Origin of the sequence: Azospirillum baldaniorum, assembly GCF_003119195.2 — a bacterium.
GTDB lineage: Bacteria > Pseudomonadota > Alphaproteobacteria > Azospirillales > Azospirillaceae > Azospirillum > Azospirillum baldaniorum.
Genome location: NZ_CP022254.1, coordinates 1 through 12,125, shown reverse-complemented (window position 1 = coordinate 12,125; position 12,125 = coordinate 1). Strand labels below are relative to the sequence as shown.

Annotated in this window: 11 protein-coding genes and 2 pseudogenes; 8 read left to right on the top strand and 5 right to left on the bottom strand. The window is 67.2% G+C overall.

Going from position 1 to position 12,125, the window contains the following annotated elements; translation table 11 throughout:
- The first annotated feature begins 129 nt into the window (after positions 1–129).
- Together Sp245p_RS14485 and Sp245p_RS36540 are read left to right on the top strand one after the other, a co-directional pair.
- On the top strand, positions 130–438 hold the full coding sequence (locus Sp245p_RS14485; protein WP_014198528.1) for a hypothetical protein: 309 nt from the start codon (positions 130–132) through the stop codon (positions 436–438).
- A 61-nt stretch (positions 439–499) separates the two neighbouring features.
- Positions 500–754, top strand: coding sequence for a DUF4167 domain-containing protein (locus Sp245p_RS36540; RefSeq protein WP_014198527.1), 255 nt, complete (start codon positions 500–502; stop codon positions 752–754).
- A gap of 144 nt (positions 755–898) precedes the next feature.
- Here the strand turns inward: Sp245p_RS36540 and Sp245p_RS14475 are convergent, their stop codons facing one another.
- Complete coding sequence (locus tag Sp245p_RS14475) at positions 899–2,146, bottom strand: amidohydrolase family protein (RefSeq protein WP_014198526.1); 1,248 nt, start codon at positions 2,144–2,146, stop codon at positions 899–901.
- A 79-nt stretch (positions 2,147–2,225) separates the two neighbouring features.
- Here Sp245p_RS14475 and Sp245p_RS14470 point away from each other — a divergent pair, with 79 nt between their 5' ends.
- The gene (locus Sp245p_RS14470) at positions 2,226–2,624 is read left to right on the top strand and encodes a nuclear transport factor 2-like protein (RefSeq protein ID WP_014198525.1); all 399 of its coding nucleotides are present in this window, start codon (positions 2,226–2,228) and stop codon (positions 2,622–2,624) included.
- Between the two features lie 46 nt (positions 2,625–2,670).
- Here Sp245p_RS14470 and Sp245p_RS14465 read toward each other — a convergent pair whose 3' ends face one another.
- Positions 2,671–3,375: a GntR family transcriptional regulator gene (locus Sp245p_RS14465; RefSeq protein ID WP_014198524.1), complete on the bottom strand. Its 705-nt coding sequence runs from the start codon at positions 3,373–3,375 to the stop codon at positions 2,671–2,673.
- 233 nt (positions 3,376–3,608) lie between these two features.
- Between Sp245p_RS14465 and Sp245p_RS14460 the strand changes: the two genes are divergently transcribed.
- Genes Sp245p_RS14460 through Sp245p_RS14445 form a run of 4 tightly spaced genes read left to right on the top strand, consistent with a single transcriptional unit; the run spans position 3,609 to position 7,952 of the window.
- Positions 3,609–4,451 carry an ABC transporter ATP-binding protein gene (locus Sp245p_RS14460; protein ID WP_014198523.1) on the top strand — a complete coding sequence of 281 codons (843 nt, stop codon included), beginning with the start codon at positions 3,609–3,611 and terminating at the stop codon, positions 4,449–4,451.
- A 3-nt stretch (positions 4,452–4,454) separates the two neighbouring features.
- Entirely contained in the window at positions 4,455–5,228 is a 774-nt protein-coding gene (locus tag Sp245p_RS14455; protein WP_014198522.1) for an ABC transporter permease, read from the top strand.
- 26 nt (positions 5,229–5,254) lie between these two features.
- The gene (locus Sp245p_RS14450) at positions 5,255–6,292 is read left to right on the top strand and encodes an ABC transporter substrate-binding protein (RefSeq protein ID WP_014198521.1); all 1,038 of its coding nucleotides are present in this window, start codon (positions 5,255–5,257) and stop codon (positions 6,290–6,292) included.
- Between the two features lie 55 nt (positions 6,293–6,347).
- The gene (locus Sp245p_RS14445; RefSeq protein ID WP_014198520.1) at positions 6,348–7,952 is read left to right on the top strand and encodes a gamma-glutamyltransferase family protein; all 1,605 of its coding nucleotides are present in this window, start codon (positions 6,348–6,350) and stop codon (positions 7,950–7,952) included.
- A gap of 43 nt (positions 7,953–7,995) precedes the next feature.
- On the opposite strand, the gene Sp245p_RS14440 is transcribed toward Sp245p_RS14445, so the two are convergent.
- Together Sp245p_RS14440 and Sp245p_RS14435 are read right to left on the bottom strand one after the other, a co-directional pair.
- Complete coding sequence (locus Sp245p_RS14440; RefSeq protein ID WP_014198519.1) at positions 7,996–9,207, bottom strand: MFS transporter; 1,212 nt, start codon at positions 9,205–9,207, stop codon at positions 7,996–7,998.
- A gap of 115 nt (positions 9,208–9,322) precedes the next feature.
- Positions 9,323–10,510 (bottom strand): annotated as a pseudogene (locus Sp245p_RS14435) (serine hydrolase domain-containing protein).
- A gap of 124 nt (positions 10,511–10,634) precedes the next feature.
- Between Sp245p_RS14435 and Sp245p_RS14430 the strand changes: the two are divergent.
- Positions 10,635–11,559: pseudogene (locus Sp245p_RS14430) on the top strand (LysR family transcriptional regulator).
- Between the two features lie 214 nt (positions 11,560–11,773).
- Here Sp245p_RS14430 and Sp245p_RS34945 read toward each other — a convergent pair.
- Positions 11,774–12,125, bottom strand: a 352-nt coding sequence (locus tag Sp245p_RS34945; protein ID WP_211114924.1) for a TetR-type transcription factor C-terminal domain-containing protein, incomplete at its 5' end; no start/stop codon positions are given.

Sequence of the window (12,125 nt, the reverse complement as noted above, 5' to 3'; positions counted from 1 at the left end):
CGCCGGCGTGAAGTCGGCGCCGCGGCCTTCAGCGCCTTGTGCGCTCGACAATCCGCCGTATTCGCTGGAGCGGATTGGCTGAAACCTGATAGGTTGAGCGCGGCTTCAACCGGCGAAAGGGTGTCTTGGATGCCGCTGACGGAAAGGACCGCCCAGGGCGATCAGTATGTCCTTCCCGGTGCGGAGCGCCGGACCGAGCCCGGCCTTCCCTACGCCGCCGAACCCGACGGTCAGCTCGCCCTGCATTTCTACGAGCCTCCCCGCGCCGACGAGCGGGACCCCGGCAAGCCGCCTCCCTTGCCGCGTCCGCTCCCACGCCCCATAACCATCAATGACGGTCCGCTTGCCGGCCGCGTTGCGTTCTTCCCGCAGGTCATGAATGATGTGACCGAGGCTTTCCGGGCTTTTTCCGGCCTGACGAAGGAACGCCAGGATTAGCGTTCGGGAATGATCCTTCGCTTCCGATCGCGGTCCACCGACCACCCAAGGATCTACGTTCATGCCTTTCGACAATCCGACGGGCGATCGAGCCCGTCGGCAGCCACGGTTCGGGAAAGCAGCCCAACGGCAAGCCACGCAGGGAGCCCCTGCGCGAGCACACCCGAAGGTCAACGGCTCCGCCGAGCAGAAGCACCAACAGTGGCTCGCCCGCGCTGGCGATGCCGAGCGATCCGGCGATTCCGTCGAAGCCGAAACCTGTCGCCAGCACGCGGAGCACTGGTTCCGTGTGGCCCACGGCCGCAACGATCCCTGAGGCTCCGCCGCCCCACCGGTCACGATCGGTCCGTGGCGGCGTGGCTCAGGCCAAATAGCCTCCGGGAGGCCCGGAGCGGCTCACTGCCCGCGCAACGGAACTCGGCACGCTCCGATCCCCGATCGCGGACAGCGGGGGAGCCCGCTACCTCAGCAGCGTCGCCGCCGGTCGAACGAAGCTCTTGCGGCCGCGCTTGAACCCCATGAGCGGCACGGCTATTCCGCCGAAGGCGTCGGCCTCGTCGTCGGCGTCGAGCACGATCATGTCCGCCTGTCCGCCGACCGCGACTCCATAGTCCGCGATCCGCATCAGCCGGGCGGCCCCGTTGGAGATCAAATCGAGGCAGCGGCCGAAGCTTTCAGGCCCCAGATGCATGAGGTTCGCATAGAGATTGCCCATCCGGATCAGCGAGCCATCGCCGAAGGGCGTGAAGGGGTTCAGGACATTGTTGGTCGCGACCGAGACGGCAACGCCGCCCTCCGCCAGCCGATGAACCGGCGCCACCCCGCGCGGGGCGCGGTGGTTGGCATCGCGCCCGTTGAGGTAGAGATCCGTCGCGGGCAAGGCCGTCACCCCCACGCCGGCATCAGCCAGGAGCGCGATCATCCGCTCCAGCGCCGCATCATCGATGGCCGCGAGCTTGGTGGCATGGCCGACGGCGACCCGCCCGTGCCAGCCCGCCGCCATGGTCCGCCGGCAGATTTCCTCAAGGTGGGACCAGCTGGGATCGAGATCGAAGTCCAGATGGAAATCGAGATCGACGTCGTGCGCCACCGCCAGGGCGAAGATCCGTTCCATCTGCAGGGAAGGATCGGCATCGGTGTAAGGACAGCCGCCCAGGAGATCGGCCCCCTCCGCAAGGGCCTGAGCCAGCAGCCGTTCGATCGCCGGATCATGGGTCATCCCCTCCTGCGGAAAGACGCAGATCGACAGGTCGATGGCGAAGGCATAATCCCGCTTGAGCCGCTTCATGGCCTCGAAACTGCGCAGGCCGACCAGCGGATCGAGTTCCACATGGGTCCGCATATGCATGGTGCCTTGCGTGATCGCGCGCTCCAGGGTGCGGGCGCCGCGCTCATAGACATCCTCGATCGTGAAATCCCTTTTCAGGCGGGACACCGCGGCGATTGCCCCCTTGAGTCCGCCGCCGGCATCTCTGCACCGACAGAGCAGGCAGGACTTGTCGAGATGGATGTGCGTATCGACCAGCCCCGGCAGGACGAGACGCCCACCGGCATCCTCCTCGACGACGGCCTCGACGACGGCGGTACCGGCCAAGGCTGGGCTGATGGCGGCGATCCGTCCCTGCCTGACCGCGATATCCTGCAGTCCTTGCCCTCCCCTCAGGCGGGCGTTGCGCAGGAGAAGGTCGAAAATCTGGTTCTGCGTCATCTCAGATCCGGCGTGACATTTGCATGCATAAGCAGTATGCACTTTTGATGCCAGACCGAGCACACTTGTGGAGTTCCCAATGAGCGAGATGACCGAACGCGATCTGCAGGCCGTGAAGGATTATCTGGATGCGTCCATGGCCCCCGATCCCGTGCGCGCGGCGAAGCATGTGGCCCCGGGTTTCATCTGCCGCTTCACCGGGCACCGCGTTTTCGATACCCCGAGCGGGCCGACCGGCTTCAACGCCGCCCGCTACAAGTGGGTGAAGAAGCGGATCGAGCGCTACGACGTGGTGCCGGGCGAGACGGAAACCATCGTCTACAGCCTCGGCTACCTGTACGGGGCCTGGCCGGACGGCACGCCCTTCGACAACAACCGCTACGTCGACCGTTTCGTGGTGCGGGACGGGCTAATCGTCGAAACCGATGTCTGGAACGACAGCGCCGAGTGGATTCTCGACCCTTCCTGCGCCCGCTGACCGGAATGCCCTGACCTGAATGCGCTGACCGGGATATCTGGCGCCCTTATTCGGTGTAGGGCGCCAGGATGTCCATAAGGTCGCGGCTCTTGGCGCCCGAGCTTTGCAGAAGCGCGCGGGCGGCCACGGCCTCCAAATGCTCGTCCATGAGGGCGCAGGCCTTGTCCGCGGGGCCGGTCCGGATCGCCTCGATCAGTTCCAGATGCTCATTCACCGCGCATTCGGACGAATGGGGCCGGCTGAAAACCGCAAGCGACAGTCCCGCGCGGTAGCAGATCTCCGTCACATAGCGGATCAGAACGGGCTTGCCGGTCATTTCCGCCAGCCGGACATGGAATTCCGTCGCCAGACGGATCGAAATCCCCTCGGTGCCATGCCGGGCCTGATGTTCGGCGTCGACGATGGCCCTCAGCTGCTTCACCTGGGCCTCGGTCAGCTTGCCGGCCAGATGCCGGACGACCTGACGCTCGAGATCGACCCGGATGTCGAAGATGTCCCGTGCGTCCTCGAAGGATGGCACGGCGACCACGGCGATGCGGTTCCGGCGCAGATCGACAAGGCCTTCCGCCGCCAACTGCCCGAGCGCGCTGCGGGCGATGGTCCGGCTGACGCCGAAGCGTTCACCCAGCGAATCCTCCGGCAGCCGGTCCCCCGGCGAGAGCGCCCGTTCGATGATCGCGCGCCGCAAGGCCGTGCAGATCACCGCGACACGGTCGCCCCCGGTTTTCCTCGAACGCTTTTCCTCGGCCATCACCGCCCTCTCCTGACCCACTCTGCATAAGGGAGGTCAGGCGGGAATTCAACTCGCCAAGTGCCGCATTTGAATGCAACAGCCTCCTCACCCTGCACAAATCAAATGCATGCAATGATTGTACACACTTTTCCTCGCCAAAAGCTGGTCATGTCTGATGTGGAGCGCGGCCCGCCAGGACGTTTGGCGCACCTGTTGCATACAGTTGATTAGTCCGTCACGAGGTGCGCCGCATGTCCCCATCCCAAGCCATCCAGCAAGGCCGTTCCGCCATCGCCGTCGAGCTTTCCCAGGCCGCCGTTTCGTTCGGCGCGCCGGGCAAGTCGTTCGCAGCCCTGCAGGAGACGAACCTTCGGATCGCCGATGGCGAATTCGTCGCCCTGGTCGGCCCGTCGGGCTGCGGGAAGTCGACGATCCTGCGGCTGACCGCCGGCCTGCTGCAGCCGACCCGGGGGGCCGTCCTCGTCGGCGGGCGCGAGGTGGCGGCCAAGGCCCTGCGCATCGGCATGGCCTTCCAGAATCCGACCATGCTGCCCTGGCTGACCATCGAGCGGAACGTCATGCTGCCGCTGAAGATCGTGCGGCCCTTCCGCTCCGACTATCGCGCCAAGCGCAAGACGGAATACCGCGACCGCGTGCATGCCCTGCTGGCCGATGTCGGGCTCGACAAATTCGCCGGCCATTATCCCTGGCAGCTGTCGGGCGGGATGCTGCAGCGCGCGAACCTCTGCCGCGCCCTCATCCATGAACCGAGCCTGCTGCTGCTCGACGAGCCGTTCGGCGCGCTCGACCAGTTCACGCGCGAGGAGCTGTGGGGGACGATGCAATCCCTGTGGCTGAAGCGCAAACCCACCGTCCTGCTCATCACCCACGACCTGAAGGAGGCGGGGTTCCTCGCCTCGCGCGTCTGCGTGATGAGCGCCCGCCCCGGCCGCATCATCAATGACAGCGCCGTCGACTTCCCCCGCCCGCGCACGATCCAGATGACCTTCGATGCGGATTTCGTCGCCCTCAACCAGCGCCTGCGCGACCTCATCATCGACGCGCGCACCGACACCGCCATCCGCGGAGCCTGAGCCATGAGCTACGAACTGCGCCGCCGCCTCTGGGCCGCCATCCTCATCCTCGGCTTCTTCGCAACCTGGGAGTTCCTCTGCCTCGCCCTTCAGGTCTCCGATCTGGTCCTCCCCCGCCCGACCCAGGTCTTCGCGACGCTGGTTTCCCGCCTCGGCATCCTCTGGCCCCATGTGCTGCAGACCCTCTGGACCACGATGATCGGCTTCATCCTGGGCGTTACCGTCGGGGTGGTCATCGGGGCGGCCGTCGGCGTCTCCCGCACCGCCTACGACACGGTCTATCCCCTGCTGATCGGCTTCTCCTCGATCCCCAAGGTCGCGGTGGTGCCGATCTTCGTGCTGTGGTTCGGATCGGGTGCGACACCGGCCATCCTCACCGCGCTCGCGATGTGCTTCTTCCCGATCGTCGTCAACATCGCGACCGGCCTCGCCACCACCGAGCCGGAGCTGGAGGACGTCCTCAAGTCGCTCGGCGCCAGCAAGCTCGACATCCTCTGGAACGTCGGGCTGCCCCGCACCATGCCTTTCTTCTTCGCCTCGCTGAAGATCGCCGTCACCTTCGCCTTCGTCGGCAGCGTGCTGTCCGAAACCGTCGCCTCCAACAAGGGCATCGGCAACGTGATGATGACGGCCTCCTCGAACTTCGACGTGCCGCTGGTCTTCGCCGGCCTCTTCCTGCTCGCCGCGCTGGGCATCCTGCTCTACGTCGCCTTCTCGCTGGTCGAGGCGCGCGTCACCGGCTGGGCCACCCGTCGCCAGGGCTTTGCTTCCGCCTGACCCTTCATCCCGAAACGGAGCCTCCCATGTTGAAAAAGCTTCTCTCGACGCTTGCGCTCGGCCTTTGTCTGAGTGGGCCGGGCCTGAGCGCGCCGGCGTTGGCCGAAACCAACATCAAGTTCACGCTCGGCTGGAAGACCCAGGGCTCCGACGCTCCCTTCCTGCTGGCGCAGCAGAAGGGCTACTTCAAGGCCGAAGGGCTGAACGTCACCATCGACCAGGGCGAAGGGTCGGCGGCCTCCGTGACCCGCATCATGTCGGGGGCTTATGACGCCGGCTTCGGCGACATCAACGCGATCATCCAGAACGCGGCGACCCGCCCCGGCGAGGTGCCGATCATGGTCTATCAGCTCTGGAACAAGCCGCCCTTCGCGATCGTCTCCAAGAAGGCGACCAACATCACCAAGCCCGCCGATCTCGTCGGCAAGAAGCTGGGCGGCGCCCAGGGCACCCCGACCACCCGCCTCGTCACCGTGCTCGGCACGCTCAACAAGGTCGACATGACCAAGGTCGCCATCGAGAACATGGGGCCGAACCTGCAGGAGCCGATGCTGATCAAGGGCGACATCGACGGCGCCCTGGTCTTCAACATCACCAGCTGGTTCAACCTGATCAACAACCGCCAGGACCCCGCCAAGGACTACAACTGGCTGCTGTTCGGCGAATTCGGTCTCGACCTCTATTCCAACGGCATGATGGTCTCCCAGAAGCTGATCAAGGAGAACCCGGACGCCGTGGCCGGCCTCGTCCGCGCGGTCAACAAGGCAGCTGTGGAGATCGGCGCGGACGCCGAGGCCGGGCTGAAGGCGGTCCTTGCCTACGACAATCTGGCCAAGGAAGAGCTTGAACGCGCCCGCATGAAGTTCTCCTACGAGCAACTCATCCTGTCGCCCGAAGTCGACCGGATCGGCCTTGGCGACGTGGACGACGCGCGCCTCGCCCGCTCGATCGGCATCATGGTCGAAGGCTACCAGCTGACCGCCACGCCCAAGCCGGAGCAGGTCTTCACCCGCCAGTTCCTGCCGCCGGCGGCCGACCGCAAGCTCGCCTACAAGGCCGACTGATCGCAGGACGAAGCCCGGCCGGAACTGCGGCCGGGCTTTGCGCATGGGGAAAGAGATGAACGTCGCCCGGCCGGGAATGGTCACCAGCCCGCACCCCCTGGCATCCGAGGCCGGGGCCGCCATTCTGGCGAGGGGCGGCACCGCCATCGAAGCGGCGGTCGCCATCGCCGCCAGCCTGTCCGTCGTCATGCCGCATTTCTGCGGGATCGGCGGCGATGCCATCTGGCTGGTGGCGGACCGGCAGGGGCGGCAACGCTGTTTCCTCGGCATCGGACAGGCGGCGGGCCGGCTTCCCGCCTATCAGGCTGCGATCCCCCTGCGCGGCCCCGCCTCGACCGTCACCCCGGCCTGCGCGGTCGACAGCTGGGGGCGAGCGCTCGCCTACAGCGCCGAACAATGGGGCGGCAGCGAACCCTTCGCCGACCTCCTCGCCCCCGCCGTTGCCCAGGCCCGGGACGGCTATGTCCCCACCCGCTCGCAACAGTTCTGGTTCGATTTCCGGCGCGACGAGATCCCGCACTGGGAGGGCTTCGCGGATCATTTCAGCGTCGTCCCCGGCGAGTTCTTCAAGCAGCCCGCTCTCGCCCGCAGCCTTTCCCTGCTGGCCGAGGATGGCTGCCGGTCCTTCTATGACGGGCGGCTCGGACGGCAACTGGCCGAGGGACTGGCCGCCGCGGGCTCCCCCCTCGGCGCCGCGGATCTGGCGGCGACCCGGACGCGGGAGGAGGCCCCCGTCGGCTTGGACTATCGCGGGCTGACCCTGCTGGCCCCGCCTGCGCCGACGCAGGGACTTTCCACGCTGGCGATCATGGGCGTTCTCTCCCACTTCGATCTGGCGGCCCTGCCCCCCACAAGCCCGCTCCGCTATCACCTGCTGGTCGAGGCGGTGAAGCAGGCCTTCCTGGACCGGCCGCTCATCGCCGATCCCGACGGTTCCGAGCTGCTGCCCTGGGACTTTCTCGACCCGCGGCGTCTGGCCGGCAAAGCCTCGGCCATCGAACCGGCACGCGCCCTGCCCTGGCCGCATCCCTACCGCCATGGCGACACGGTTTTCTTCGCCGCAACCGACGAGCAGGGACGCTGCGCGAGTGTTCTGCAGAGCACCTATTTCGACTGGGGCAGCGGTGTCCTGGTCGGCGATACCGGCGTCCTCTGGCAGAATCGCGGCGCGGCGTTCTCAACCGTTCCCGGCGACCGCAACGCGATCAAACCCGGCAAGCGGCCCTTCTACACCCTGAACCCCGGCATCGCCCTCAAAAATGGGAAGCCTCATCTTCTCTACGGCACCCAGGGTGCGGACGGCCAGCCGCAGACCCTTGCCGTGCTGCTCACCGGTTTGATCGACTACGGCATGACGCCTGAGGAGGCGCTTGCCCAGCCCCGCTTCCTTCTGGGAAGGACCTTCTCCGACAGCCGTGACAGCCTCAAGATCGAGGCGTCCCTGGGCGAGGCCGCGATCGGAAACCTTGCCGCCCTGGGGCATGAGGTGGCGCCCCTTCCCGCCCTGTCGCCGATCTTCGGCCAAGCCGGGGCCATCCGCCTCGCCGATGCAGGCACCGTATCCGGCGCCCACGATCCGCGTGGCGAAGGCAACGCGATTCGAGCCCGAGATCCTTCGTCCTGCAACGCCGCGGTCATTTCACCGTCCGGGCCGGGTTGAGCGTCGGTGGACGGGATCGGCCCGGGGCGCCCCCTCCGGACAGTCAGCACCGTCCGGAATCGAACCGCACCGGATTTCCAACCGCACCGGCCGGGGCGGGAAAGCCATGCTGCCGAGCCGCCCGCACCACCACCAGCGTCGCCGCCAGCAACACCAGCAGGGTTGGCGCGAACGCACCGACGCCCAGCCGTCCGAGCAACACGCCCCCAACGATGCCGCCGCCGGCGATCGCCGTGTTCCAGGTGGTGACCAGCATGGACTGCGCGACGTCCGCGGCGTCTCCCGCCGTCTTTGCCAGCGCCGTCTGAAACAACGTCGCCGCACCGCCGAAGGCCGAGCCCCAGGCGGCCACCGCCACGAACACCACGGCCGGCACCTCACCCGCCATCCCGAGCGCCAGCGCGGACAGGGCGAACACGGCCGTGCTGACGAGCGTGAGCGCGCGCAGATGGCGGTCGATCAGCACGCCGATGATCCAGATGCCCAGCAGCGAGGCGACGCCGAACACCAGCAGCACCAGATCCGTGCGCTCGGCCATGCCCGCCGCCGCCAGGAACGGTGCGATGTAGGTGTAGAGGATGTTGTGCGCCAGAACGAACGCCAGCACCGCGAACAGCACCGGACGCACACCGGCCAGGGTGAAGACACGCCCCAGCGAAAGCCGCTCGCCCGTCCTCTGCCCGGCAAAATCCGGCACCGTCACGCGCACCCACACCATGAGCAGCAGCGCCAAGGCGCTCATGAGGCCGAAGCACGTCCGCCACCCCAGCAGGCTGCCGAGGAAGGTGCCGGCCGGCACGCCCAGCGACAGCGCCAGTGGTGTGCCGACCATCGCGATGGCGATGGCGCGCCCCTTCTGCCGCTCGGGCACCATGCGCGCGGCATACCCGGCCAGCAGCGCCCACAGCAGCCCGGCCGACACCCCCGCCAGGAAGCGCGCCACCATCGTCAGCGCGTAGCTGCCGGAAAGCGTCGTGACGGTGTTGGCGACGACGAAGCCCGCGATGGCGGTCAACAGCAACGGGCGACGGCGCAGGCCCTGCGTGGCCACAGTCAGCGGTATCGCCGCCAACAGAGACCCGATGGCGTAGATCGTGACCGTCTGGCCGACCCAGGCCTCGGACACCGCCAGACCCTGCGCCATCTGCGACAGCAGTCCGGCTGGCAGCGCTTCGGTCAGGATGGTGATGAAAGCCGCCATCGCCAGCGCCAGCAGGGACGCGAGCGGCAGGCGGTCGGTGCCGGCGGCCCTCATCGTCCAGCCCCCGGCATGCGGCGTTCCGCGTCCTCGACGGACCGCGCGACGATCTCCTTGCCGGTGATGCCGCCGCGAAACACGATGGCAGCCATTCTTGCGGGTGTCGCCGTCATCACCGATCCTCCAGCGCGCCGTAGACAGCGTCGCGCAGATCCGTGACGAAGCGGCCGGACATGCCTTCGTACAGCGTGTTGGTGAAGGCGACGACGCTCAGCCCCCGCGCCCGATCCACGAACCAGGCATGGCCGTAGGCGCCGCCCCACCGCCAAGTGCCCGGCGATTCCGGCGATGCGGCAAGCCGAGGGTCGCGCAGCACCGAAAAGCCCAAGCCGAAGCCGAAGCCCGGGCATTGGGCAGGTCCATCCCGCCGGTCTGGTCTCGCCCCATTTCCCCGATCAGGTCACCGGGCAGCAGCGCGCCGCCCCCTGGCGCAAGGTTTCCAGCAGGCGCAGAAAGTCCCCGGCGGTGCCCGCCATGCCGGCGCCACCCGACGGGAAAGCCGACGTGTCGAAGATGCGGGCCGGGCTGTAGGCAATGCCGACGGCGCCCTCGAAGGGCGAAACCGTCTCGCCTCGGCCAGCCGGTGCGGCTGCGGCGCATCGCTCACATAGGCGGTGGCCACACGCCGGGGATCGCGGGCGGCGAAACCGGTTTCGGTCATGCCAAGCGGGCCGGTCACCAGCCGCCTCACGGCCTCGTCCAGCGGCGTGCCGTCGACTCGCGCGATCAGCGCGCCCAGCACATCGGTTGCCAGTGAATAGCCCCAAGCCGTGCCCGGCTCGTACAGCAGCGGCACGCTGGCGAGCCGACGCAGATTTTCCTCAAGAGTGATGCTGGACGCATCCATGCCATCCGACACGCCTGCCAGAGCGTAAGGGCCGTTTGCGTCCGTCTCGAGGAAGCGGTAACCGAGACCGGCCGTGTGGCTGAGCAACTGTCGCACCGTGATGCGCGCCGGGCGGCCATCGGCCAGCGCGGGACGGAACTCGGGCAACCAGGTGTCGATGCCGGTGTCCAGGTCGAGCCGCCCCTGCGCCACCAGGACCAGCGCGGCGGTGGCGACGACGGGCTTGCTCACCGAAGCCAGCCGGAACACCGTCCCGACGGTCAGCGGCCGCGCGCTTTCGCGGTCGGCCAGTCCAGCGGCCTGCTGGTGGATCAGTTCGCCGTCACGTGCGACCAGAACAACGGCACCGACCAGTCTCCGGTCGTCCACGGCCTGCTGGACGACGGCCTGGATGCGGGTGGACAGATGGGTGGACGGAGCAGCGTGATGCAGAGGAAATGGTGAGTTCGTCATGGCTGGTGCCTCGATGCGATCGGCAATGCCCCGACGATAGAAATCTCTCGATTAAAGAAAAAGTAGGCTACATTTCCTTGTTGTGCGGAACAAACAGTCCGCAATCACCCAGGGGATGCCGATCATGGACAGCCTGAACGGCTTCATGGTGTTCGTGCAGGTCGCCGAGACCCGCAGCTTCGTCGCCGCCGGCCGGCTGCTGGGCGTGTCGGCTTCGGCTGTGGGCAAGAGCGTGGCGCGGCTGGAAGAAAAGCTGGCGTGCGGCTGTTCCATCGCAGCACGCGCAGCGTCACGTTGACGGCCGAGGGCACGCTGTTCCTGAGCGCAGCCGTCGCATCCTGGCCGAGATCGAAGCCGCGGAACTGGAGTTGTCGCAGCTCACGGCCGCGCCGCGCGGTCGCCTGCGGGTGAGCCTGCCGCTGGTCAGCTCGCTGATGCTGCCGGTGCTCGGCGAGTTCATGCGCGCCTATCCCGCGATAGAACTGGACCTGGATTTCACCGACCGCATGGTGGATGTCATCGAGGAGGGCTTCGACGCCGTGGTGCGCACGGGCGAGCCGGCCGACTCACGGCTGTCGGCACGTCGGCTTGGCAGCTTCCAGATGCATCTGGTCGCCTCGCCGGATTACCTGGCGCGGCGGGGCGTACCGCGAACCCCCGCCGATCTGCTGCAGCAAACCTGCCTGCACTACCGCTTTCCCAACAGCGGCAAGCTGGAGGTCTGGGCGCTGCGGCAAACCCCGGCGAGCCTGAACTGCAACTGCCCACCTCGATGATCTGCAACAACATCGAGACTCGCGTGTGCTTCGCGCTGCAAGGGCTGGGAATCGCCTTCCTGCCGGACTTCGCCATCCGCGAGCCCTTGGCCGATGGACGGTTGGTGCCGATCCTGACCGATCATGTGGAACGCACCGGCCTCTTCCACGTGCTGTGGCGGCAAGCAAGCACCCTCGCCGAAGGTTCGGGCGCTGGTGGACTTCCTCTGCGCCAGGGTGTTCCCGACGACGAGGAGCAAGGCGCCCAGGCCCGAAGACCAGCCCCGGAGCTGAGGGCTCGGCGTTCCCGAAGCGACCTCGTGCGGGGCCTCGACCACCGTCGGCCGACGGTCGATTCCGCTCAAAGCGTTAGGGTTGGTCTCCGTACAGCCGATTTGCTCGGGTAGCCGGGCACCGGCTCGGCCGCCAGCCCGCGGCACAGGAGAGCCGCCGACGCCTGCGCGAATCTCGTCGATGGTCCAGGCCCCCTCGGGCCGATGCCATTTCGTCACCCAGTTTGCGGCCCCAGGACGGAGAAGACGGCGAATTTCGGATCGCAGCGCAGGATGCTGCCATCCGTCACCCCGGCGCGCACGACGTCCTGCAAACGGCGCTCGAAGGCATCGCGCTTCTCGATCACCACCCGCAACTGTTCGTCGCTGAGCGACCGCTCCTCCAGGATGACGACGCTGAAGCTGTCCTCGCCGATGATCGAGATGACGTAAGCGACGAGGCTGCGCCGCAACCGCTCAAGACCGTTCAGTGACGGGTCGGTGCAGATGGTCTCCAGCGCTTGGTCGGCTGCAGCAAGATGGCATTGAAAAAGCAGATCCTGCTTTTCTTGACGTAATAATAGAGCG

Bases quoted from the DNA above. Each gene is read 5' to 3' on its own strand.
- Sp245p_RS14440 (WP_014198519.1), bottom strand. From the start codon at position 9,207: ATGAGGGCCGCCGGCACCGACCGCCTGCCGCTCGCGTCCCTGCTGGCG.
- Sp245p_RS14455 (WP_014198522.1), top strand. From the start codon at position 4,455: ATGAGCTACGAACTGCGCCGCCGCCTCTGGGCCGCCATCCTCATCCTC.
- Sp245p_RS14465 (WP_014198524.1), bottom strand. From the start codon at position 3,375: ATGGCCGAGGAAAAGCGTTCGAGGAAAACCGGGGGCGACCGTGTCGCG.
- Sp245p_RS14450 (WP_014198521.1), top strand. From the start codon at position 5,255: ATGTTGAAAAAGCTTCTCTCGACGCTTGCGCTCGGCCTTTGTCTGAGT.
- Sp245p_RS36540 (WP_014198527.1), top strand. From the start codon at position 500: ATGCCTTTCGACAATCCGACGGGCGATCGAGCCCGTCGGCAGCCACGG.
- Sp245p_RS14470 (WP_014198525.1), top strand. From the start codon at position 2,226: ATGAGCGAGATGACCGAACGCGATCTGCAGGCCGTGAAGGATTATCTG.
- Sp245p_RS14460 (WP_014198523.1), top strand. From the start codon at position 3,609: ATGTCCCCATCCCAAGCCATCCAGCAAGGCCGTTCCGCCATCGCCGTC.
- Sp245p_RS14445 (WP_014198520.1), top strand. From the start codon at position 6,348: ATGAACGTCGCCCGGCCGGGAATGGTCACCAGCCCGCACCCCCTGGCA.
- Sp245p_RS14485 (WP_014198528.1), top strand. From the start codon at position 130: ATGCCGCTGACGGAAAGGACCGCCCAGGGCGATCAGTATGTCCTTCCC.
- Sp245p_RS14475 (WP_014198526.1), bottom strand. From the start codon at position 2,146: ATGACGCAGAACCAGATTTTCGACCTTCTCCTGCGCAACGCCCGCCTG.